Source organism: Paenibacillus flagellatus, assembly GCF_003217775.1.
GTDB classification, from domain to species: Bacteria; Bacillota; Bacilli; order Paenibacillales; family NBRC-103111; genus Paenibacillus_AB; species Paenibacillus_AB flagellatus.
In genome coordinates this window covers 1-22,901 of record NZ_QJVJ01000001.1, presented here as the reverse complement: position 1 = coordinate 22,901, position 22,901 = coordinate 1, and the positions used below count along the sequence as shown (strand labels likewise).

At 56.0% G+C, this 22,901-nt stretch carries 24 protein-coding genes and 2 tRNA genes; 21 read left to right on the top strand and 5 right to left on the bottom strand.

What is annotated here, in order from left to right; genetic code table 11:
• Nucleotides 1–11: 11 nt before the first annotated feature.
• Nucleotides 12–1,220, bottom strand: coding sequence for a serine hydrolase domain-containing protein (locus DLM86_RS00125; RefSeq protein ID WP_110837937.1), 1,209 nt, complete (start codon nt 1,218–1,220; stop codon nt 12–14).
• 120 nt (nt 1,221–1,340) lie between these two features.
• Complete coding sequence (locus DLM86_RS00120) at nt 1,341–1,706, bottom strand: group I truncated hemoglobin (RefSeq protein WP_110837936.1); 366 nt, start codon at nt 1,704–1,706, stop codon at nt 1,341–1,343.
• 327 nt (nt 1,707–2,033) lie between these two features.
• On the opposite strand from DLM86_RS00120, the gene DLM86_RS00115 reads away from it, so the two are divergent.
• The 9 genes from DLM86_RS00115 to DLM86_RS00075 all read left to right on the top strand — a co-directional run bounded on the left by DLM86_RS00115 (nt 2,034) and on the right by DLM86_RS00075 (nt 10,428).
• Nucleotides 2,034–2,954, top strand: coding sequence for a dihydrodipicolinate synthase family protein (locus tag DLM86_RS00115; RefSeq protein ID WP_110837935.1), 921 nt, complete (start codon nt 2,034–2,036; stop codon nt 2,952–2,954).
• 168 nt (nt 2,955–3,122) lie between these two features.
• A complete protein-coding gene (locus DLM86_RS00110) occupies nt 3,123–4,484 on the top strand; it encodes a spore germination protein (RefSeq protein WP_158289244.1) in 1,362 nt (453 codons plus the stop codon).
• Nucleotides 4,481–5,569: a hypothetical protein gene (locus DLM86_RS00105; protein ID WP_110837933.1), complete on the top strand. Its 1,089-nt coding sequence runs from the start codon at nt 4,481–4,483 to the stop codon at nt 5,567–5,569. Before DLM86_RS00110 ends, DLM86_RS00105 begins: the two co-directional genes overlap by 4 nt.
• Nucleotides 5,566–6,681, top strand: a complete 1,116-nt coding sequence (locus DLM86_RS00100) for a Ger(x)C family spore germination protein (protein ID WP_110837932.1) — start codon at nt 5,566–5,568, stop codon at nt 6,679–6,681. Before DLM86_RS00105 ends, DLM86_RS00100 begins: the two co-directional genes overlap by 4 nt.
• Nucleotides 6,682–6,854: 173 nt before the next feature.
• A complete protein-coding gene (locus DLM86_RS00095; protein WP_110837931.1) occupies nt 6,855–7,496 on the top strand; it encodes a trimeric intracellular cation channel family protein in 642 nt (213 codons plus the stop codon).
• Nucleotides 7,497–7,587: 91 nt separating this feature from the next.
• On the top strand, nt 7,588–8,451 hold the full coding sequence (gene mutM / locus DLM86_RS00090; RefSeq protein WP_110837930.1) for a DNA-formamidopyrimidine glycosylase: 864 nt from the start codon (nt 7,588–7,590) through the stop codon (nt 8,449–8,451).
• Nucleotides 8,452–8,550: 99 nt separating this feature from the next.
• Nucleotides 8,551–9,243, top strand: coding sequence for a sporulation membrane protein YtaF (gene ytaF / locus DLM86_RS00085; protein ID WP_110837929.1), 693 nt, complete (start codon nt 8,551–8,553; stop codon nt 9,241–9,243).
• A 16-nt stretch (nt 9,244–9,259) separates the two neighbouring features.
• A complete protein-coding gene (gene coaE / locus DLM86_RS00080; protein WP_110837928.1) occupies nt 9,260–9,856 on the top strand; it encodes a dephospho-CoA kinase in 597 nt (198 codons plus the stop codon).
• Entirely contained in the window at nt 9,853–10,428 is a 576-nt protein-coding gene (locus DLM86_RS00075; protein WP_110837927.1) for a lytic transglycosylase domain-containing protein, read from the top strand. Before coaE ends, DLM86_RS00075 begins: the two co-directional genes overlap by 4 nt.
• A 120-nt stretch (nt 10,429–10,548) precedes the next feature.
• Here the strand turns inward: DLM86_RS00075 and DLM86_RS00070 are convergent, their stop codons facing one another.
• Nucleotides 10,549–10,773, bottom strand: a complete 225-nt coding sequence (locus tag DLM86_RS00070) for an alpha/beta-type small acid-soluble spore protein (protein WP_110837926.1) — start codon at nt 10,771–10,773, stop codon at nt 10,549–10,551.
• A 99-nt stretch (nt 10,774–10,872) separates the two neighbouring features.
• On the opposite strand from DLM86_RS00070, the gene nrdR reads away from it, so the two are divergent.
• Nucleotides 10,873–11,349 carry a transcriptional regulator NrdR gene (gene nrdR, locus DLM86_RS00065; RefSeq protein ID WP_110837925.1) on the top strand — a complete coding sequence of 159 codons (477 nt, stop codon included), beginning with the start codon at nt 10,873–10,875 and terminating at the stop codon, nt 11,347–11,349.
• A gap of 67 nt (nt 11,350–11,416) precedes the next feature.
• Here nrdR and DLM86_RS00060 read toward each other — a convergent pair whose 3' ends face one another.
• Nucleotides 11,417–11,596 (bottom strand): hypothetical protein, encoded by a 180-nt coding sequence (locus DLM86_RS00060; RefSeq protein ID WP_110837924.1) that lies wholly within the window; start codon nt 11,594–11,596, stop codon nt 11,417–11,419.
• A gap of 142 nt (nt 11,597–11,738) precedes the next feature.
• Here DLM86_RS00060 and DLM86_RS00055 point away from each other — a divergent pair, with 142 nt between their 5' ends.
• The 11 genes from DLM86_RS00055 to DLM86_RS00010 all read left to right on the top strand — a co-directional run bounded on the left by DLM86_RS00055 (nt 11,739) and on the right by DLM86_RS00010 (nt 22,023).
• Nucleotides 11,739–12,731 carry a CobW family GTP-binding protein gene (locus tag DLM86_RS00055; RefSeq protein ID WP_110837923.1) on the top strand — a complete coding sequence of 331 codons (993 nt, stop codon included), beginning with the start codon at nt 11,739–11,741 and terminating at the stop codon, nt 12,729–12,731.
• Between the two features lie 139 nt (nt 12,732–12,870).
• Nucleotides 12,871–14,562: a spore germination protein gene (locus DLM86_RS00050; RefSeq protein ID WP_110837922.1), complete on the top strand. Its 1,692-nt coding sequence runs from the start codon at nt 12,871–12,873 to the stop codon at nt 14,560–14,562.
• Nucleotides 14,510–15,655: a GerAB/ArcD/ProY family transporter gene (locus DLM86_RS00045; protein ID WP_110837921.1), complete on the top strand. Its 1,146-nt coding sequence runs from the start codon at nt 14,510–14,512 to the stop codon at nt 15,653–15,655. The genes DLM86_RS00050 and DLM86_RS00045 overlap by 53 nt, the downstream gene beginning before the upstream one ends.
• On the top strand, nt 15,600–16,865 hold the full coding sequence (locus DLM86_RS00040; protein WP_110837920.1) for a Ger(x)C family spore germination protein: 1,266 nt from the start codon (nt 15,600–15,602) through the stop codon (nt 16,863–16,865). The genes DLM86_RS00045 and DLM86_RS00040 overlap by 56 nt, the downstream gene beginning before the upstream one ends.
• A 24-nt stretch (nt 16,866–16,889) precedes the next feature.
• Nucleotides 16,890–17,102, top strand: coding sequence for a CLC_0170 family protein (locus DLM86_RS00035; protein WP_110837919.1), 213 nt, complete (start codon nt 16,890–16,892; stop codon nt 17,100–17,102).
• A 139-nt stretch (nt 17,103–17,241) separates the two neighbouring features.
• Nucleotides 17,242–17,314 (top strand) — tRNA-Ala (locus DLM86_RS00030).
• A gap of 884 nt (nt 17,315–18,198) precedes the next feature.
• On the top strand, nt 18,199–18,816 hold the full coding sequence (locus DLM86_RS00025; protein ID WP_245954272.1) for a TetR/AcrR family transcriptional regulator: 618 nt from the start codon (nt 18,199–18,201) through the stop codon (nt 18,814–18,816).
• 70 nt (nt 18,817–18,886) lie between these two features.
• A complete protein-coding gene (locus DLM86_RS00020) occupies nt 18,887–20,728 on the top strand; it encodes an alpha/beta fold hydrolase (RefSeq protein ID WP_245954271.1) in 1,842 nt (613 codons plus the stop codon).
• Nucleotides 20,729–20,862: 134 nt separating this feature from the next.
• Nucleotides 20,863–20,938: transfer RNA gene (locus DLM86_RS00015), tRNA-Ala, on the top strand.
• A gap of 306 nt (nt 20,939–21,244) precedes the next feature.
• On the top strand, nt 21,245–21,400 hold the full coding sequence (locus tag DLM86_RS31910; RefSeq protein ID WP_158289243.1) for a hypothetical protein: 156 nt from the start codon (nt 21,245–21,247) through the stop codon (nt 21,398–21,400).
• Nucleotides 21,400–22,023, top strand: a complete 624-nt coding sequence (locus tag DLM86_RS00010; protein WP_110837918.1) for a hypothetical protein — start codon at nt 21,400–21,402, stop codon at nt 22,021–22,023. Before DLM86_RS31910 ends, DLM86_RS00010 begins: the two co-directional genes overlap by 1 nt.
• Nucleotides 22,024–22,087: 64 nt before the next feature.
• On the opposite strand, the gene DLM86_RS00005 is transcribed toward DLM86_RS00010, so the two are convergent.
• A complete protein-coding gene (locus DLM86_RS00005; protein ID WP_281272073.1) occupies nt 22,088–22,708 on the bottom strand; it encodes a site-specific integrase in 621 nt (206 codons plus the stop codon).
• Between the last annotated feature and the right edge of the window lie 193 nt (nt 22,709–22,901).

The following is a 22,901-nucleotide window of genomic DNA, read 5'->3' as shown; positions in this document are numbered from 1 at the left end:
TCCCTCCTCTGTCATAAGCAGCTGTAGACCGCTTTCCGCAGGGCGTTTTCCCTTGGATTGCGGTCCATGTACCCGCCTATTTGATTCATGGCATAGGCGTATCCCAAGCCGATGTCGGGATCGGCGAAGCAGAACGACCCTCCGGCGCCCGGATGGCCGTAAGCCGCCAAGCTGTTGCCGAAGCGCCGGGATGCAATCGGCTTCCAGAAGCCGAGCGAATAGCCGAGCTCGGTCCGATTGACGAGGTCGAACCAGCCGTTCGCCGGAGCGACGGCCGGCCGCCGCAGCTCCTCCAGCGTTTCGGCCGTCAATCGGAGCTTGGAGCCGCCCGACGCGAACGTTCCGTATATATTCGCCATGCCCCGGACGTTTCCTACCCCGTTCCCGGAAGGGAATTCGATCGCGAGCATGTCCCGGCGGTTGAAATTGCCGTTCGCGACCAGTCTGTCGGCATCCATCATGCTGCGGGACGTCAGCGACTTCGGGTTGGCGAAGCCGAGCAGGAGCGGAACGGGAATTTCGTGCAGCCTGAACAGCAGCTGCAACGGCGAGTCGATTCCTTTCACCTTGGCCAGCCGGGAATCCGGCACGTCCGGCGGCAGCCCGATGTAAAACTCCGCTTCCAGCGGTCCGGCGATCTCCTCCTGCAAAAACGCGCCCAACGACCGTCCCCGGGGATCCGTCCGCCGGACGAGCTCCGCGATAAACCACCCGATCGTCCACGTATGGTATCCGTGCGCCGTTCCCGGCGTCCAGGCGGGCTTCATCGCGGCCAGCTCATTGCGGATCGCGGACGTATCCAGATCGCCGAACGAGCGGAACCGAAACGCGTCCAGAGCGGACAAGCCCGCCTGATGCGCCAGCAATTGGCGGATCGTAATGCGCTCCTTGCCGTTTCGGGCGAATTCGGGCCAATGCTTGGCGACCGGATCGTCGTACGAGAAGCGCCCGCGGGAATGGGCAACGGCCGCGGCCAGCGCCGCAAAGCCTTTCGTGCTGGAGAAGACGGGCACGAGCGTATCGCTCTCCCATTCGCGGCCGCGCTCCGGGTCCGAATAGCCTCCCCACAAATCGACGACAAGCCGGCCGTTGATAGAGACGGCGCAAGCGGCCCCCGTTTCCCCGCGCCTCTCGAAGTTGTCGCGGAAGGCGTCCATCACGTTCTCGAATCCCGCTTCCACCGTTCCGTATAGGCGGGGAGTCCGTTTTTTGATCAGCATGAGGCACCACCTCGTAGTATACTATATGACTAAAATATAGTTTATAGTCATATAAATCGCAATAGGGTTCCGCAAAAAAAGAAAAAACGCCGACTCCGAGGCCGGCGCATCGTTCGGCGTTTACTTATACAAGATGTCGTCCCTGAGCGTGTTCAGCTTATCGGCAACCTGCCGAATGTCTTCGGGGGATACGCCGAACTCCCGCAGCGTGTCTCCCAAATGCCGGACGATGGCGTCGTAATGGACGGGCTGAAGGTTCATGCCCTCGTGCGCCTTGGCCATCGATTTTCCTTGATATTGGCGACCGCTTCCGAGCGCGAAGCCGATGAACGCGGTCTGGTGCCGCATCTGCTTGTCCATGTCGGTATGGGCGAAAAATCCGTTCACCGTATCGTCGGCCAACACTTTCTCGTAGAAGGCGCGGACCACCTTGGCGATCGTCTCTTCCCCGCCCAGCTTTTCGTACAAATTTGCCGTTGCAACCATTATCCGTTCTCTCCTTTTTCGTACAAGATGGCGAAACTTGTGCGGCGTTCGCTTCGAAGTCATTATACCCGGAGAAGGCGGAAATCATTGTGTCCCTCGTCACATTCCGGCATAATCGAAAAAAGAAGCTTGACGTTCGAACCGGTCTCCCACTAAAATTGTCATATGGTAATACCATAATATTTATGGAATGAACCATTGTGGTCATACCATATTACAAATTGTACGACCGAACCGGCCGGCCGGTTCGGGAAAGCGGAGCGGTCGGCGGATCGCGGGCGAAGGCGCGCAAGCGTCCATATTCGGAGGAAAAGGGGAAAGCCGAGCATGCTGCAAACGGATTTGTCGAAATTTAAAGGCATTATCGTCGCAATGAATTCCTGCTACGACCGGAACGGTCGGGTCGATGAGGGAGCCGTCGGCGAACTGGTCGCCTTCCTGGCGAAGCGGGGCGTGAAAGGCGTCTATGTCGGAGGAAGCACCGGCGAAGGCATGCTGCAATCCGTGGAGGAGCGGAAGCGGGTGCTGGAAGCGGTCATGGCCGCGAAGCCGCTCGATTTCACGGTCATCGCCCATGTCGGCGCGATTACGACCCGAGACAGCGTCGAGCTCGCGGAGCATGCCGAATCGGTCGGGGCGGACGCGCTGTCGGCCATCCCGCCGTTCTACTACCGGATATCCGAGCACGGGGTCGAGGAGCATTGGGCGAGCATGATGCGAGCGTCCGGCCTGCCGTTTATCATCTACCATATTCCCGCGACGACAGGCTTCAGCCTGAGCAAGCCGCTGCTGCAAAAGATGCTCGCCTATCCGCAGACGATCGGCGTGAAAATTACGACGCCCAGCACGTACGAGCTTCAGCAGTTCAAGGCGTTGGGCGGCCCCGACTTCCTGCTGTTCAACGGCCCCGACGAGCAGTTGCTGGCCGGGCTGTCGCTCGGCGCCGACGCGGGCATCGGAGGCACGTACGGCATGATGCCCGAATTGTTCGTCGCCATCTATGAGGCGTTCCGCCAAGGAAGAATGGAGGAAGCGAGAACGTACCAGACGTGGGCGAACGACATCATCGCGGAGCTGCTCGACATGCCCGTCTACGGAGCCATCAAGGAAATCGTGAAGATGCGCGGAGTCGACTGCGGCCAGCCGCGGCTTCCGCTCGAGCCCGTCCCCGCGGACCGGCTTCCGGCGGTCCGCAAGCTGTACGAGAAGATGATGAGCTACGTCGAAGCCTGCGGCGCCGCGGTGTAACCGGGCGCGGCCGGCCGAGCTGGCGATCCCGAACGAACCCCGTTCAAGGCGAACGGGGTTTTCGGCATGCCTGCCGTCCCGAATTTTGGGATCGAAGGCGCATATCCCCGAAGGCGATTCCGCAAAATAAGCACTGGATACATTTACACAGGGATTGGATATGATGACATGGTATTTGGTCGCGACGAATGGCCCGAATTGCTGTCGATGCTGAAGGAGCGGGGGCAGCTGCAGTCGATCGAGCTTGCGGACGAAGGACGCAGAGCGGATATTCACTTCCTTCCCGGCACGTGCGACGAGGCGAAGGTTAGGGCCAATCTCGTCGTCCCGTTTTTTCAAATCGAAGCAAACGGCCGGTTCGCCGCTTACGTTGCGTCGATCACCGTCCCCCTGGATCGGAATGACGAGCAGACGCTGTTCGAGCACATGATCAAGGGGGACGCTCTTCTCGTATGGAACGACTCGCTATACCGTTTTGCGGCACCGAACGTGCTGAACGACAAGTCGCGGGAAGTCGTCTCGGAAACGACGGTCCAGGGACCGCAGTTCGGGTTGTCCGAAGACGTCTCTACGAACGTGAAGCATATCCGGCAGCGGTACAACACGGAGGAGCTTGTCGAGGAACGAATGGAGCTTGGAACGGTCTCCAGGACGGAGACCGTTCTTCTTTACGATGCGGGCAAGGTCGAGAGCGGACTCGTGGACGAATTGAAGCGGCGGCTGGAGAAGCTGAGCGAGCCGATCGTCCAGACGACGGGGCAGCTGCAAAACTTGTTGAACGGCCGGAAGCGTACGCTGCTCCCCTTCATGATGCTGACCGAGCGGCCCGACCGGATCGCGCTCAATCTCGAGAAAGGAAAAGTCGTCATCCTGATGCAGGGGTCTCCGTTCGCCCTCGTCCTTCCCGCCGTCTTTTACGATTTCATGTCCGCGATGGACGATGTGTACGCGCCGTTTTGGATTAGCAGGACGATCGTCGTCATTCGGTATATCAGCTTGTTTCTTGCCATTACGCTTCCCGCCATCTATATTTCGGTCGTGTCGTTCAATCCGGAATTTTTCCGCGTGCAGCTGGCCCTGTCCGTCGCCGGGAGCCGGGCCGCGGTTCCGTATCCGTCGTTCCTGGAAGTGCTGTTCATGCTGTTCATCACGGAGGTGCTGACGGAGGCGAGCATCCGGCTGCCGAAATATATCGGAGCCACCGGAACGACCGTGGGCGGCCTCATACTCGGACAAGCGGCCCAGCAGGCGGGGCTCGTGAGCAGCATCATGATCATCATGACTTCGGCCGTTCTGCTGTGCAGCTTCGTCATACCGATCAGCGTCATGACGTTCGCGATCCGGATCGTCAAATACCCGCTCGCGTTGGTCGCCACCTTTTTCGGAATGGCGGGACTCGTGGTGGGGCTGTTCGCGCTCATCGTTCATATGGCGGATATACGCAGCTTCGGGCAGCCGTACTTCCGGCTGTTCATCGGAGAGCCGTCATCGAGCTACGGAGAAGTGAGGGGAGCGGGGAAGCGGCCGTGATCAACCGGTATTTTTATTTCTCGATCGCCATGTGCATGCTGATCAATACGATGATGTTCGTTCCTTCGATTCTGCTTACCTATCGGCACGAAGGAGCCGTGCCGGCGTTGGCGCTGGCGGTGCCGATCGGAGTCGGCTTCGCGATGCTATTCGCCAAAAGCTTGTCCCGCCATCCCGGAACCGGCATTCCGGGGATTATGCGCCCGCTGCCCGCCGTGCTGCGCGTCCCGCTGCTGCTCTATCTCGGACTGATGTGGTTCGTGGCCGGGGGAATCGTGGTGTACGCCTTCTCCGACTTGACCCAGCGGTTCGTGCTGCCGGACACCCGGCTGCAATTGCTGCTGCTCCTGTACGGGTCCGCCGTCGCGTGGTGCGCGTCCCGTTCGTCTCGAACGGTGCTCTATGTCATGGAAATCATGCTGACGGTCAGCGTGCCGCTGATCGCTTTCGTCTTGTACAAAACGATCGCCAACGAATATTTTTCCTGGCTCGCCGTTTGGGATACGGTCAGCGACCACGCTTTCGATCGGCCGTCGTTCACCGCCCTATGCGCCGCGACTTACGTTTACACCGGTTATATCAATATGGCCGCCTTCAATCGGGTGTTCGATCAGAAGCTCTCCACTCGATATTGGTGGGCGATCGGAATGGCCGGCTTCGGCGTGCTGCTGACCTCGTTTCTGATCCCGATCGGGTTGCACGGGACGGTGGGGGTAACCGATTACGTCTATGTGTGGGTGACGACGGCGGACGCGATTCGGGCGGAGTATGGCTTCGTCGAGCGCATCATGTTCGTCTACTTGCTGCTGTTCCTCGGCTTGACGCTCGTCTTCGGCTCGGTGACGTGGCATGTCGGAGCGGAGCTGCTGAAGGGCGCTTTCCCGGGAAACGATGCCGCCGACCGCCCGTCCGCCGTTTCGCTGCTCATCTGCTTCGGCTTGCTCGCCATCATGATCGTCGCCGCGTATAAGACCAACGTGAAGGAGCTCTCCGCGTTCGCGGAAGGCAGGTTGAAGCTGCGATTCGTCAGCGAGGCGGCGTTCGTGCTGCTCGTAGCCTTTTTGGCGCGAAGGAGGAGAACATGATGCGCCGCTTCGCGCTTTCGCTGCTTTTGCTTCTCCTAACGGCGGGCTGCGGCTCCAAGATGGCCGGGGATTTCAAAGATATCGACAAACGGTTTTTCGTCATGGCCATCGGCGTCGATGCGAACGGGGACCGGGAGAACGGCGGGAAAGCGTACCGGGTCACGATTAAGCTCGGCATCCCGTCACCGAGAATCGAGCCCGGCAAATCGCTGTTTCAGCTGCTTACGCAGGACGCTGACACGATTACGGAGGCGATCCGGCTGTTGAAGTCGCGGGTGGACAAGGAGCTCGATTTCGGCCATATGAAGACGATTTTGCTTGGAAGGGAGCTGGCCGAGCAAGACATGAGGGAGCCGCTCGAATGGATGTTCCGACGCCGCGACATCCAGAAGATCGCCTATGTAGCCGTCGGCTTGCCGGATGCGGAAACGATTTTGAAAACAACGCCGAAATCGGAACGGCTGCCTGCCAACGCCTTGTTTCTCAGCTTCGATCAAGAAGGGACGGAATCCACTTATATCGTTACCGAGCGTCTGTCCGACTTCCGGCGGCGAATGCGCGAGAAAGGGCTTGACCCCTACTTGCCGGTCATCGAAACCGAGGGGCAAAATTATCGGATCAACCGCGTCGCCTTGTTCGACAAGCGGAAAATGGCCGCCATGCTGACTCCGGACGAAACGCGCGTGTTTCACCAGCTGCTGCGCGGCGTCGCCAAATTTCCGCTCCATACGAAAGCGGATCACTTGATCTTCTCCGTCAACATACAGTCGTACAAGCGCAAATTCCGGTTTCGCCCCGGACCCTCCGGCGACCCGATTTTAAAGGGCAGCATCAAGATGGAAGGAATCGCCGAGGAATCGAACGTCAGGCTGTTCGACAAGGACTGGTCCCGCATCGAAAAAGAGGCCGAGCGGCAGTCCCGGCTAAGAACCGTTGCGCTGCTGGAGAAGCTGCGGAACTATCGGGTCGATCCGCTCGGCTTCGGCTTGCTGTACCGGGCAACCCACTATAAGGGGGAGCCGGATTGGGAAGATTGGCTGAAGCTGTATCCGAAGCTGCAGTTCCAGGTCAACGTGCAGCTTAGGCTGGAAGGGACGGGGTTGATCAAATAAACCGCAGCCGTTACGAGACGGCGGCGCCAACCCGTGCGATACGGGTGACAATTCGGACAAGATTGGCTAAACTCAAGGGAGAGCGGTACCGGGAGGAGCGTCCCGGTTCGGCCTCCCTTTTTTTCATCTACGCCACGCGCCTGCAGGGTTACGCGGAAAGGACATCGTCTGTTATGGCTTTAATCGATTTGTTCGTCTATTTGGGCGTCGTGGCCGCCGGCATTTCGGGCGCCTTGGTCGGCATCAAGAAGGAGCTCGACCTGTTCGGCGTCGTCAGCCTGTGCGTCACGACCTCGCTCGGCGGCGGCGTCATCCGCGACGTTTTGATCGGCCGCGTGCCGCCGGCCGCCTTTCTCGACGCGACTCCGTTTTTCGTCAGCTTGGCGGCGGGGCTGGTCACGTGGACGTTTTACCGGCTCATCCGCAGGCTGAACCACATCCTTACGGTATGCGACGCGATCGGGCTCGGCGTCTTTACGGCGGTCGGCTCCAGCACGGCGATGTCGTATTACGACAATTCGTTCCTGGTCGTCTCGATGGGGCTGTTGACCGGAATCGGCGGAGGCATCCTGCGCGACGTCTTTTCCAAAGAAATACCGTACGTGTTCAAAAAAGAAATTTACGCGCTCGCGTCGATATTGGGGGCCGTCAGCTTCCTGCTCGCCTCCTCCGCGCTGTCGACGACCGCCTCGCTGTACATCAGCCTGTTCGTCACCTTCGCGGCGAGGATGATCGCCGTCGCGCTGAACCTGAACATCCCGGTATACCGGCAGGTCGGCCGGGACGGCGCCGACCGTCAGCTTCCGATGAATTGACGTTCCGGCGAAGGATGCCTTCGGATGACAAATCGGCGAAGATTGGTTAAACTCGAAGAGAGCCCATACGACTAGACGGGAGGGGATTCGCATGCCGGAATTGCCGGAGGTGGAAACGGTACGGCGCACGCTCGAGCGGCTGGTCGCCGGCAAGACGATCGAAGCCGTTACCGTCCGGTTGCCGCGGATCATCCAGCGTCCCGACGATATCGCCGCGTTCGAAGCGATGCTCGAAGGACGGACGATCCGGGCGGTGGAGCGGCGCGGCAAATTTTTGCGGCTTCTGCTGGACGGCCTCGTGCTCGTCTCCCATTTGCGGATGGAGGGCCGATACGGGGTGTATAAAGCCGATGAGCCGGTGGAAAAACATACCCATGTTACGTTCCGGTTTACGGACGGCACCGAGCTGCGGTACAAGGACGTCCGCCAGTTCGGGACGATGCATCTGTTCGATCCCGGCGACGATTTGGTTCAGCCGCCTTTGGCCAAGCTCGGACTCGAGCCGTTGGACGAGTCGTTCGGCTTCGAGGCGTTCGCGGCGGTCGTGGCCGATAAAACGACCAAAATCAAGCCTTTGCTGCTTAACCAGGAATATATCGCCGGACTCGGCAATATTTATGTCGACGAGGCGCTGCATAAAGCGGGCATCCATCCGGAGCGCCCGGCCGATTCGCTGTCGCGCAAAGAGCTTCGCGCGCTGCACGAGGCGATCGTGACGACGCTGCGGGAGGCGGTCGACGCCGGTGGCTCGTCGATCAAATCGTACGTGAACGGACAAGGCGAGATGGGCATGTTCCAGCAGCAGCTGTCCGCCTACGGCCGGAAGGGCGAGCCCTGTCATCGGTGCGGCGGGGCGATCGTGAAGACGGTCGTCGGCGGCCGCGGCACCCACTTTTGTCCGCAATGCCAAAAGCCGAAAGGCAAGCGCTCCGGCGCGGCCCGAACCGGCGTCTGAATACCGCAGCGTTGGCACCCATTCGCGCAAAGCTTCATAGGATGATCGTATCGACGACGGTCGTCGGAATACGAGGCTTTGGGAACAGGAGGGTGTTTGATGCTGCCTTTTCTTTCGCTCGCGATTTTGGCGCTTGCCGTCAGCTTGGACGGCTTCGGCGTCGGCGTCATGTACGGACTTCGCAAAATCCGCATTCCGCTCGTTTCGATCGCCATCATATCGGTTTGCTCGGGCTTGGTCATCTACGGCTCGATGCAGATCGGCGCCTTCGCCGCCAAGTTCATGCCGCCGTCCGTCGCCAAGGCGACCGGCGCGGTCATCCTGATCGGCATCGGCGCATGGGCCATCGTGCAAATGTGGAGGCAGCGGCACGAAAACGGAACGGTAACGGAAGCGGACGCCGTCCGTACGGAAGCCCCGCCGTCCGCGGACTCCGGCTCCGGCGGCATCCGCACCGTGCTGCGCATCGAGATGAAACGGCTCGGGCTCGTCATCGAAATATTGCGGAAGCCCTCGCTCGCCGACGTGGACCGGTCGGGCTACATATCGTCGTCGGAGGCGGTTCTGCTCGGCACGGCGCTGTCGCTGGACGCGTTCGGCGCCGGCATCGGGGCGGCGTTTATCGGCTTCGCGCCGGTCGTGACCGCCTCGGTTATCGCGCTTGCGAGCGGGCTGTTCATCGCAAGCGGCTTGCGCGTCGGCCTGGCTTACGCCGATACGCGATGGCTGCAGCGATTGTCGGTGCTGCCGGGCTGCATTTTGATCGTCATGGGTATTATGAAACTGATGTAAAGGTCGGGGTGCGACTATGAATATCGGATTGACCGGAGGCATCGCCTGCGGCAAAAGCACGGTAGCCGCCATGTTCGTCCGCCGCGGAGCGGCGCTGATCGACGCCGATCGGATCGCCCGGGAAGTCGTGCTTCCCGGCAGCCCCGCGCTCGGCCTCGTCGCCGAGCGGTTCGGCCCCGGCATCCTTCAGCCGGACGGGAGCTTGAACCGGAAGGCGCTCGGCGACATCGTCTTCCGGGACGCCGCGGCGCGCAAGGAGCTGGAGGCGATTCTTCATCCGCGAATCCGGGCGCTCATGCGCGAGCGGATGCATCGGGCCGAGCTCGAGACGCCGGACAAGCTGGTCGTCGTCGACGTCCCGCTCCTGTTCGAATCGAAGCTGGAGGCGATGTTCGAGGAGACGGTGCTCGTCTACATACCGCAAGAGCTGCAGCTCGTCCGCCTTCGGGATCGAGACGGGCTGACGGCGGAGGAGGCGGAGAGCCGCATCGCGTCCCAGATGCCGATCGACGAGAAGCGGGCGTTGGCCGGGACGATCATCGACAACAGCGGAACGTTGGAGGAAACCGATCGACAAGTGAACGAATTTTGCAAACGAAAGGGAATGGAATGAACGTATTGCGGAAAAAGCGCGTTTTCGCGCTGCTGTTCGTTTTCTTTCTCGGATTGTTGTTTTACAATTCGGAGTGGCTCGGGAAATGGCTGTACCCGATCCGCTTCGAGCAGGATATCGCCGTCAGCGCCAAAAATTACGGTGTCGATCCGTTCCTGATCGCCGCCATCATCCGGGTGGAGACGAACTTCAATCCGGACAAGACGTCCAAAAAAGGAGCGATCGGGCTTATGCAGCTGATGCCCGACACGGCCGATTGGATCGTAAAGCGGGCCGGCTATGCGGAAGAGACGTCGAAATCGCTTCATCGGGCGGACGTCAATATCGAAGTAGGTGCCTGGTACTTGAATTCGTTGTATAATCAATTCGACGACAATCGGATCGCCGTGCTGGCCGCGTACAACGCGGGCCCCGGCAACGCTCGCAAATGGCTGGACAGCGGGACGTGGGACGGCACCCTCAAAGGGATCGACCAAATCCCGTTCGGCGAAACGAGACATTACGTCCAGCGCGTGCTCTACTACTACGACAAATACGCCAAGCTTTACGCGGACCGGTTTCCTGCGGCATAATGCCCGTATCGCGTCCGGCGTTCGGATACAAGGCGATCGATAGCGATTAACGAAAAGAAGTGCCGGACAAGCCTCCGGCAAGGGAAGCTTATCCAGCACTTCTCATGTATCATAGCTTCATTAGCGAGCTTGGCCGGCAAGTTGTTGCTCGGCGATTTGAACCAAACGGCGGGTGATGTGGCCTCCGATCGCACCGGCGTCGCGAGTAGCCATGTTGCCCATATAACCGTCTTGCGGGATCGCAATGCCCAACTCTTGAGCGACTTCGAATTTCAGTTGGTCCAGAGCTTGGTTCGCTTGAGGAACGACAAGCTGGTTGCTGGAACGGGATTGTCCTGCTGCCATGTTGTTTCACCTCCTTGTCGATTGTAATTGTATTATGTGCGGAATTCGGTAGTTCATTACAGGGATTGTATGGTAAAGGTGGATTGGAGGGAAACCGTCTTGAAATGCCCTTTTTGCGATTATTCCGGAACGAAAGTGCTCGATTCCCGACCGGCGAACGACAACAAATCGATCCGGCGCCGCCGCGAGTGCGAGAAATGCCAGCGACGGTTTACCACCTTCGAGATGGTCGAGGAGACGCCGCTGATCGTGATCAAGAAAGACGGCAGCCGCGAGGAATTCAGCCGGGACAAGATGCTCCGGGGACTGATCCGGGCATGCGAGAAACGGCCCGTGTCGGTCGAGCAGCTCGAAGCGATCGTATCGGAAGTCGAGAAGGAAATGCGCAGCCAAGCGCACGCCGAAGTAGCGAGCCGCGATATCGGAGAGCTCGTCATGGAGCAGCTGTACCCGGTCGACGAAGTCGCCTACGTCCGGTTCGCGTCGGTCTATCGCCAGTTCAAGGACATCAATATGTTCATGAAGGAATTGACGCAGCTGCTCGGCAAGCATACCGACCCTCCCTCCAAGCCATGACGACCCGGCAGCGGTCAAACAAAAAAGAGCCGAACGCGGCTCTTTTTTACGTTGGGCGGGAAAAGGATCAGTCCGTCCGCGTATTGCCGATTCCGGTCAGCATGACGGCGGGGATGTCTTCCAGAATGCCGTCGTCGTCGCCTTCAAAGCTCGGATCGTTTCGGATCGCGTACGCCTCGCCTTCGGTCAGATGGCGGGTATTGCCGGTATATTTCGGCTCCAGCTTTTCGATTTCGCTTTTGTCCATCGGATGTCCCTCCTCTATTCCGTATCGTGCCCGAACGAAGTTGGCGGATACCCTCCAGTTGTTGGTTTGACATTGCCGCGGAATATCCTTTACAGTGGGTAACGGAATCATTATTTCGAATAAACGACGGGAGACGATATAGATGAAGCGGCGCGAGGAGACCGTTCCGGTCTACGTGCTGTCCGGTTTTTTGGGCAGCGGCAAGACGACTTTGCTGAAACGATGGCTGCTAGCCGCCGAGGCGGACGGACGAAAGCCGGCCGTCGTCATGAACGAGCTGGGCGACGTCAACTTGGACGGCATGCAGCTCGGCGGAGAAGTCAAGATGGCGGAAATGCTGGGCGGCTGCATCTGCTGCACCGTACGGGGCGATCTCGGGATGGAGATGCTGAAGCTGCTGGACGAGCACGATCCGGACGTGCTGCTGATCGAATCGACGGGTGCGGCGAATCCGCTCGACATCATCGACGCGATCACCGACGCCTCGATGCTGACGCGGGTCGAGCTGAAGCAGGTCGTGACCGTCGTCGACGCGCCTCACCTGCGGGAGCAGGCGGCGAAGAGCAAGGGAGCGACGTTCCGGCTCATGCGGGAGCAAACCCGGTGCGCCACCGTGCTGCTGCTGAACAAGACCGACCTGCTGTCCGAAGCGGATGCGGACGAGCTGGAGCGGACGATCCGCGAATGGAACGGCTTCGCGCCGATTCATCGCACGGTTGCGGCGAATATCCCGATCGCGGAGCTGGAGAACGCCGGCCGGGGCCGGAGAGAACAGAACGGGGAAGACGCTTCCGGCAGCGTCGCGTCAACGCCGTCGTGCGAATGCGGGCATCCGCACGAGCCGGGTCGCGCGCATCATACGCACGAGCACGTTATGGCGCTCACCCGCTACTTCGACGGCCCGATCGACAGCGAGTCGTTCGAGGCGATGATGGCTTCGCTGCCCGACGGCGTCTATCGCGCCAAAGGCATTCTTTCATTTACGGACACGTCTTCGAGGTTCATGTTCCAATACGCGTATAAGCAGCTGGACCTGATGAAGATCGCTCCGCAGGGAGACGTACCGGACGTGGCCGTCTTTATCGGCGAACATTTCGACAAGACGGAACTGGAAGAAAGGCTGGACCGCTTATGAAAGCTTCCTATCGGAAGCTTTCTTTTTTTGTTTGTTTTTCCTTATTCGTGCATAAGGCGGCGGGCCCCGTCCCCATACTAACGAGAGCTATCCTTTTCCATGGTCGGGCATGGAATTCCGTTAGAATGGAGGCGCTCCGATGCTCAGGCTGCCTTGGAAAAAACAAAAAAAACGCGTATCCGGTACCTCCCGCCACCGGCCGACCGGCTCGCTGCTCGACGAGCTCGAGGGCCGCAAACTGACGGAAAACGTCGAGGAGACGATCGCTTTCATGGAAGAGCGGCTCGGTCCGAACGACGATTTTATCGTGCGCCGGTTTCACGTCATGGGGGACGTTCCCGCCGTTTTGTTTTATTTCGTCCATATGACGGACGGCGCGCAAAAGGAAATCGTCAAATCGCTCATGTCGATCGGCAACCGCATCGACGAGGCGCCGGTTCGGGGCGACCGTCTTCGCGAGCTGCTGACAAACGATATTTTATTCGCCGGCGACGGGGAGATCGAGGACAAGCTGGCCGGTCTGCTCGAAAAGGTGTTGAACGGCTGCACCGTCGTTCATATCGAAGGCATAGCCGAAGCGTTCGTGTTCGGCACCCGCAACGTCGACAAGCGCTCGATCAACCAGCCGGAGACGGAGCAGGTCATCCGCGGCCCCCGGGAAGGGTTTATCGAGATGCTGTCGACGAACGTTTCCTTGATCCGGTACCGGCTGCAGTCCCCGGATTTGCGAATCCGGACGATGAAGCTCGGACGGTATACGCGCTCGACCATCGCCGTCTGCTACGTGGACGGCATCGTGAACCCGTCGCTCGTGGAGGAAGTCATGAGGCGGCTGTCGCTGATCGACATGGACGGCATTCTCGACTCCGGCTACTTGGAGCAGTTCATCGAGGACAACCATTATTCGCCGTTCCCGCAAGTTCAACTGACGGAGCGGCCCGACAAAGCCGTCGCGAACCTGCTCGAAGGCCGCGTCATTCTGATGGTGGACGGCTCGCCGATCGCGCTGGTCGTACCGGCTGTGTTCAGCCAGTTTTACCAGACGAGCGAGGATTACTCCGAGCGGTTTTTGCTCGTCAGCTTTATCCGGCTCGCCCGCCTATTGGCGCTGCTGTTCTCGCTCGTCTTCCCTTCGCTGTACGTGGCGATCATCTCCTTCAATCCCGAGCTCATTCCGACCGAGTTCGCGGTAGCCGTCGCCGGCGGACGGGCGGGCGTGCCGTTCCCTTCCGTTGTCGAAGTGCTCATCATGGAGGTATCGATGGAGGTGCTGCGGGAGGCGACGATTCGGCTGCCTCAGCAAGTCGGCGGCGCCTTGTCGATCGTCGGCGTGCTCGTCGTCGGCCAAGCGGCCGTCGCGGCCGGCTTCGTCAGCCCGATCACCGTCGTCGTCATCGCGCTCACGACGATCGGCTCGTTCGCGACACCGGCTTACAACGCGGCGCTGGCGCTCCGTCTGCTTCGGTTTCCGCTCATCATTTTGGCGGGGATGTTCGGACTTTACGGCGTCATGGTCGGTCTTATTTTGATCGCGAACCATATGCTGTCGCTGAAATCGTTCGGCATTCCGTACATGACCCCGATCGTGCCGGGCAACTTCCAAGGGATGAAGGATACCGTCATCCGCTCGCCGCTCTGGTGGATGAGACGGAGGCCGCCGATGCTTCATCCGGGGAACGACGCGAGGGTGTCCAAGGATCAGGTGGAGGAGCTGGAGCGCACCAAACAAAATACGCTCGATCCGCTGACGGCGGGAAACGAAACGGGAGGGAGACGGGATGGACACTCGACGGCAAATCACGGCGATTCAGGCGGCGATCATTCTCATTAGCACGATTATCGGCGTCGGGGTTCTCCCGCTGCCGCTATTCGCCGCCCAAGCGGCCAGCACCGGCGGCCCCCTTGTCACGGCGCTCGGAGGGCTTGTCGCCCTCTTCGGGCTTTTCGTCATTACGAAGCTCGGACAGCGCTTCCCGGACAAATCGATCGTGCGGTACAGCGAGGAGCTGATCGGAAAATGGCCGGCCCGGATCGGGAGCGTGTGCATCATCGTGTTTTTCGCGCTGCTGACTGCGCTTGCCGCCCGCGAATTCGGCGAAGTCGTCGTCACGTCCGTTTTGAAAAAAACGCCGCTCGACGTGACCGTCATCGTCATGCTGCTGCTCGCCGCCATGTCGACGCGCAACAGCATCACGGTATTCGCCTACATTCATCATTTTTATTTTCCGGTTCTGTTGTTCCCGAGCTTGCTGATCATCGTGCTGTCGCTCAAAAACGCCAATGCGCTATTCCTCCAGCCCGTCTGGGGGGAAGGGATGAGCGGCTTCGTGCCGGGCATGCTGACGATTGCGGCGCTGTTCCAAGCCGCGTTCGTCATGACGATGGTCATCCCGGCGATGCGCAATCCGGCGAGAGCGATGAGAGCGTCCATGTGGGGGCTCGGCATCGCCGGCGGCGTCTACGTGCTGATCGTAACGGCGACGATGGCCGTATTCGGGCCGGAGGAGACGAAGAAGCTGCTCTGGCCGACACTCGAGCTCGCGAAGGTGACGTCGCTGCCGGCGAACATTTTGGAACGGCTGGACGCCGCTTTTCTGGCGATATGGGTGACCGCGGTGTTCACGACGCTGTTCTCGACGTATTACTTCACGATTCATTCGATCAGCCAGCTGATCCGGCTGAAGGACCACAAGATGTTTTCGATGATGCTGCTTCCGTACATTTTCGTCATGGCCATGTATCCGAAAAACGTTCTCCATATGTACGAGGTGATCGCGAAGGTCGGACGGATCGGGTTGTTCTTGACGATCGTTTATCCGCTGCTGCTTCTGATCGTCTCCTACGCGCGGAGAAAGGGAGGGGGCTCCGATGAGCGAGATTCGTCGACGTCGAAAGAGGCGGGCGGTTCAAGTCCGATGGCGTAGAGCGTGTGCAGCGGCGGTCGTCTGGTCGATCGCGGCGACGCTGCTGTCCGGCTGCTGGGACCGGCTCGAAATCGAGGAGCGGGCCGTCGTCCTCGGGATCGGCATCGATAAGGCGGAGTTGAGCGAGACGAAGAAGGAAAGCAATATAACCCACGTCGACGAAGCGTTTCCGAAACCGAACCTGCCGCTCATCCGGTTGACTGTGCAAATCGCCGTTCCCGGGCGCATTCCGCTCGGGCCCAGCGATGCCGGCGGCGGCTCGAAGCCGGGGCAGAAGCCCGTCTGGGTGCTGAACGTCGTCGGACATACGATCGACGACGCGTTCATGAATTTGCAGCAGGAAGTGGCGGACCGGCTGTTCTGGGGGCATCTGCGGGTCATCGTCATCTCGAAGGAGGTGGCCGAGATGGGGTTGACCAACATCAACGAATATTTGCGGCGCAATCCGGAAGTACGGCGTACGACGTGGATGGTGATCTCCGACGGAGAAGCGGGGAAGCTGATGAAGCTGGTCCCCCAGCTCGAGCGTGTGCCGATTTTGTATTTGCTCAATACGATGGATCACTCCGTCCAAATGGGCAAGCTGCCGAACGCTTTCGCCGGGACGTATTGGTCGGGATCCTCCGCGAAGGGCATGGAGCCGTTCCTGCCGTATGTCCGGCTCGTCGGGAACGGCAGCATCGAAATCGCCGGACTGGCCTACTTCCGTTCGGACAAAATGGTCGGCAAAACGGAGCCGCTTGAAATCGGCGCCTATATGGGGATCAAGGGGCTGCATGCCGGCGGCTACGGCGTCATGGTGAAAATCCCCGGGACCGATACGTCCGTCTTGTACCAGGTGACGCACCGCACCTCGCGCATCGACGTCCTGATCCGCAACGGCAAGCCGGAGTTTCATGTGAAAGTCCATAACGAAGGCAATTTGCTCGAGAAATCGAACGAGGCCGTCCAATTGAACCGAAGCGTCATCCAGCAAATCGAGAAGGCGCTAACCGTAGACGGCAAAAAGGGGTATGAGGAGCTCATTCGCAAAACCCAGGAAAAAGGATCGGACATTTTCGGCTTCGGCGAGTATGTCCGGGCGAAAAAGCCGTTTTATTGGAGCAAGCATATCCGCACGAAGCAAAATTGGGAAGACATGTACAAGGACGTCGAAGTGAAGCTGGACGTCAGCTTCAATATCCGCCGGATCGGCGGCAAGACGAGATAGCGGCCAAAGGAGGCATGCCTTCTGATGAACGCCAACAGCTACATCGGCTATTTGAATTACATCGTCTTTCTGTTCTTGGCCTCGGGGCTTTTCATCGTATCGTTCGACGTGCGTCATTACAAGGATAACCGGATGCCGAAGGAACGCCGCGCCGCCGCAATTTCGGGGTGGATGAATTTGGTGCTCGGCGCGGTCGTCTACATCGGCAGCTGGCTGTACAAAAAGTATTTTTGGTGACGCGAACGCGTTCGCGAAACCGAAGGGCCGCAGGCGGTAAAGCGTGCGGTCCGGCCTGCGCCGAAGGGCGCAAATTTTTTTCTCGGCAACCAGTTGCAAAAGCTTGGACGAATGTTGTATACTGTAAAAGTCACTTCGAGGGGCCTTAGCTCAGCTGGGAGAGCGCATCGCTGGCAGCGATGAGGTCAGGGGTTCGATCCCCCTAGGCTCCATAAAAAAGAAAGCCGCCTACGGGCGGCTTTCTTTTTTATGGTTTTGTGGGGGAGCGAACCCCTGCAAGGGGTTCAGTACGCACTCCGCAGCGAAGCGGAGGAGGCGGCAACGAAATCTACCGCTGCGATCTGCATCGGTGAAAGTTCATCCTTGTATGATTTAATCTGGATTTCGTTATCCCCCTAGGCTCCATAACCAAACACCGACCGATTGGTCGGTGTTTTTGTTTTGAGCTGGGGAGCGAACCCCTGCAAGGGGTTCAGTACGCCCTCCGCAGCGAAGCGGAGGAGGCGGCAACGAAATCTACCGCTGCGATCTGCATCGGTGAAAGTTCATCCCTGTAAGATTCAATCTGGGATTTCGTTATCCCCCTAGGCTCCATAACCAAACACCGACCGATTGGTCGGTGTTTTTGTTTTGAGCTGGGGAGCGAACCCCTGCAAGGGGTTCAGTACGCACTCCGCAGCGAAGCGGAGGAGGCGGCAACGAAATCTACCGCTGCGATCTGCATCGGTGAAAGTTCATCCTTGTAAGATTCAATCTGGGATTTCGTTATCCCCCTAGGCTCCATAAAAAAAGAAAGTCGCCTACGGGCGGCTTTCTTTTTTATGGTTTTGTGGGGGAGCGAACCCCTGCAAGGGGTTCAGTACGCACTCCGCAGCGAAGCGGAGGAGGCGGCAACGAAATCTACCGCTAAGGTTGTCCTCGTCGAATAGGCTTCGTCAGCAAGTTCAATCAGAAATTGAAACATCCCCCTTGGCTCCGTCATACATAAACTTCAAACACGCCAATCCGGCGTGTTTTTTGATTTGGCAATGTTGTTGGCGAAAGAGCGAACCCCATAATGTTCGAGCATCATTTCCTATCACATCCGGGGGTTGACATGCATATTTTAGTACTGTATAGTAGCAATATGACAAACAAAAGATCAAGCATTTCAAACAAAGATATCGTCCTGCAGACCGCATCGACCTTATTTCTAACAAAAGGGTTTCAAGTGACAAGCATGGACGAAATTGTTGCCCTCAGCAAAGTTTCAAAAACCAACATTTATTACCACTATAAAAGTAAGGAGGAGCTTTTGTTAGCAATTGTCGACCAATTGATCTCGCGGTATGAAGAACGAATATCCCGTACCTTGACGCAAGACATGTCCATTTCTGCAAAAATGGAGCGATTATTTCGAATCCTCACGGAGGATAATGAACAAATCGATTATGTTGGTGGATGTCCGTTCCTGACACTTTATACGCAGACTTCCCATTCCTCTTCGGAAGCGAGAGCTAAAATAAAAGCATTCTTCGATAAACAACTACAAGTTGTTGAGAAGCTGCTGGAAGAAGGCATAGAAAAGAAAGAATTGAGCCGGAATCTGCCCGTCCATGAGACAGCGGCATTGATTGTCACCTCCATCGAAGGAGCTCTATTCCTAACCAAGGCCACCAACAATCCAATGCTAGTTCAGAATCTTATTCAAGCTTTTGCTTCGATGCTTAAGTGATTAGTTGCTTAAGTCATTTTTTTTGCACCGACTAGCACTATTCAGTACTATTAAATAAATCGAAAGGCAGATGATTCAATTGAAAATATTCCTGACTGGCGGGACGGGTTATATCGGTAGCCATATTCTTGCCGAGTTAATATCCAAACATCACGACATTATTGTACTCGTGCGAAGTCTTGATCGCTTTCAGCATACCCTCGGGCGGTTACATTTGCTTGAGGCGCAACACGTTACTGCAGTAATAGGAGATTTGTCGAAACCGAAATTAGGGCTATCCGCGAACGATTACAAACGAATACAAAATTCCGATATCATCGTTCATGCGGGCGGTCCGATGAATATTGAGTTAAGCCAGACTGAGGCAGAGCAAGCTTTTCTTAATCCTGCCATCGAATTGGCCGAACTTTCCGAAAAAATCCATATGAAGAAAGGATTGAAGCAATTCATTCACGTTGTTGGCTATATGAGTCCATATAACGAGCAAAATGCTACTCACAATCTGGATGCCGTTCTTGAGAAAGCTCCCCCGTATGAGAAGATGAAATTTCAAGCGGACTCCTATATTCGAAAAGCACTAAAACCGTTAGGCATTCCACTGTCCACGGTTAATCCCAGTACCGTCATCGGCCATTCTTACTCGGGAATTACGGAGCAGATTGGCGGTCTTAGTATACTGGTAGATGCTGTGAGAAGGAATCTTATGCCACTCGTTCCAGGAGGCAAGGACTACTGGCTGCCGATGGTACATATTGATCATGTCGCATCATTCATTGTTAACTTAGTGCAAACCAAGGAGCTTGCGAGTAATACGTATTTTTTATTGGATCCCAAGCAGGATAGTCCGTCGATCCGTTCATTGATCCGGCAAATTGCGATAGAGATGCGAGTGGCGCCGCCTTTCGGCACAATTCCGCTTGCTTTGTTGAAGTCTTTATTAAGACTTGGCATCGGCAAGCGATTGGGAATTCCCAAAGAATCGATGAATTTTCTCGTGAAATCGGAATTCCCGGTTACCTCGAAGTTTGAACTTGAGCGCAAGAACGGGGTACGGACATCCGTTGTTCCGACCACGCTTCCCTACGTAATCGCCGATCTTGATTTCCGGTTAAGCCACCCCTCATCCGAGCACCGCGAAGGGTTCGTGCAACGCAGAAGATCCAAACTGATTTCGTTGGAAAAAGAGAATCACGGTACACCGGTTATTTTTCTGCACGGAACATTCAGCGGGGCCGATTGTTTCGTTCCAATAGCGAAACAATTGAATGATGTCAATACTTGGCTGGTGGACCTTCCCGGATTCGGTCATTCACCGCGTCATCATCATCCTTCTCTGATGGACGGCTACGTAGAGGCTGTGATCGAAATGATTCACGAGCTGAATCGCCCTGTTATTTTGATTGGTCATTCGTTCGGCGGACTTATCGCTGCTAAGGTCATGGAAAGAATTGAGCAGCAGATCAGGCAGCTCTTGCTATTGCAGCCCGTACTGCACCCCATTCATGCCAAATATAAATTTGCAGGTGTTACCAGGTCGATTTTGAAACTTATATCTCGCTCCGCGTTCAGAAAAACACTGCTGAAAGCCAATGACTTTATCGCGGACGGCGAACGACTGGATCACTACTCGAACTACGTCATTCATGATCTGCAGTCGGCCCGCATTCGTTCTACCAATGCAATGGTCATGTCAGCGTTAACGCAAGTCCAGTCTTTCCAGCTAAAACCTGAATTATGGAACGCCCAAAAAGTACGAATCCATTGGGGTGACCGGGATGCAGCACATCATATTCCGGAACGATTCAAGCACATCGATACAACCTTCATCCCCTATGGTCATCAATACCCTTTGGAAGCTCCGCATCAGGTGGCTGAGTGGCTTCGTCAAGTTTTGGATCTTGAGTTGTCATAGAAGCATATTCTTCGGATGGCCATTCAATATGTCAAGTCTAAATTCCATTGAAATTTGGGGCAGTGAAACCGACCAATGCGGGAGAGCGCATCACTGGCAGAGCAGAAGTCAACTGAATAAGGATTGTATAACGTGGGGGCATAGCTCAGCTGGGAGAGCGCTTGCATGGCATGCAAGAGGTCAGGGGTTCGATCCCCCTTGTCTCCACCACTACCGAATTTACACCCTCTTATGAGGGTTTTTATTTTGTCTTATTTAAGAGTTCGAATGCTGGATAAAATGTATGGCTGATTGTATTAAAATACAAAATTTCGATATCACGGTAACAATCCGGTAACATGCGGTAAAATTAAATGTCCGAGCACATAAAATAACCAAAAATAACGATGTGGGAGCAGTGTAAGTAAGCATGGTTTTTTAGTATCTGGGTAGTCTAAACATGGAACCCATAGGAGGATTATTTCGTTTGTGTTATACTGGATACATAAGAAATGATCAGCTTGTGAGGTGGATCGCATGACAACAGCCGAAATGAAAAAATACATCGATGGTATGGATGAATACATTAAAAAAATTAGTGTGGAGCCACGTGGGAAGTCCCTAGAGTTCTTGCAGAAGGCAGGTATTGTGGATAAGGACGGTAAGCTTACGCCGCAATATCAAGAAAAATGATGTATTCGAATTTACCGAATTTTGTACTTGGTTTTCATGGCTGCGATAAAGCTGTCGCTGAAAGAATACTGCTTCATGAGGATAAAATGCGTTCCAGCGACAACGATTATGACTGGCTTGGTCCTGGAATTTACTTCTGGGAAAACAACCCTCAACGTGCTATTGACTATGCTCAAATGCTAAGGGATTATCCTAATCGATCTAGGAAGCCAATCATAGAGCCTGCCTCTCTTGGTGCCATTATTGATTTGGGTCATTGCTTGAATTTGTTGGAGCAAAGCTCATTGGATGTTTTAAGAAGAGGCTACGAAATACTCAAAATTAAACTCAATAATTTGAATACGCCTATGCCTGAAAATAAGTACGGCTTCGGTAATGAGAGTAAGGACCTGCTAAGACGCTATCTGGATTGTGCAGTTATCCAAGCTGTACATGAGTACAACAAGGAGACTGGACAAAAGCCGTACGATTCTGTAAGAGGTGTATTCTTTGAAGGTAGAGATCTCTACCCCGGTGCGGGCTTTAAGGAAAAGAATCATATTCAAATTTGCGTCATAAACCCGAATTGTATAAAGGGATATTTCAAACCGACGGAGCCTATAGAAGGATTCGATATTCCATAACGTAAGAAAAGCCACTTCATCTGAAATGGCTTTTTTACTTATTTCCTATTTTTGCGATAAGTGTTTACGATCTTGTTTTATTAATTTCGTCCCTGAATTTTGCTAAGCCTTCCCTTTGCATTCCTGGTATGACATGCGAGTACATATCTAACGTGACTCGAATCGAGCTGTGTCCGAGCTTAGTGGAAAGCGCCTTGATATTGGCTCCAGATTTGACCGAAATGCTGGCATGACTATGGCGTAGCTCGTGGAACTTAACTCTGGTTACTCCAGCCTTATGAATAATCCGATACAAGCTTCGCCTTAAATTACTTGGGTTCCAAGGTGTTCCAATACTTGTAGGACAAACTAGGTTGTTGTCGTGATAAAGCTCACCTGCAACGTCCTTGTATTTCTCAACCAATCGTTTTTGTGCAAGCAATACTTCTACAATTTCGTCGTCAATTTCTATTGCACGTGTACCGGCAGATGTCTTCGTGCCATCGGTAATTGCCTGATGATCATCCTCGTGATCTAGGGTTCGAACTACCTGTATGATGTAATTATCGAAATCTACATCATCCCACCTCAATCCCAGAACCTCCGCTTCTCGCATTGCACAAATTAAGCCGAGATAAATCGGACAGTATGCCGGATCACCTTTAGCCGCTGTCAAAAGCAAGTTTACTTCTTCTGCCTTTAAAATCTTATGATTAGTCTTGAGAAGCTTGGGTGACTCGATTTGTGCTGCGATATCTCTGGGGATCTTTTCATGTCACCGCCGGGATATAATTGACCCATCGTCGCCGGAATGAAAATGACCCACCCCTGTAGAATACATCTCTCTGAAAATACCGACCAAAGTAGCTTCAGAGGGGAGACATATGCTAAGGAGTGGG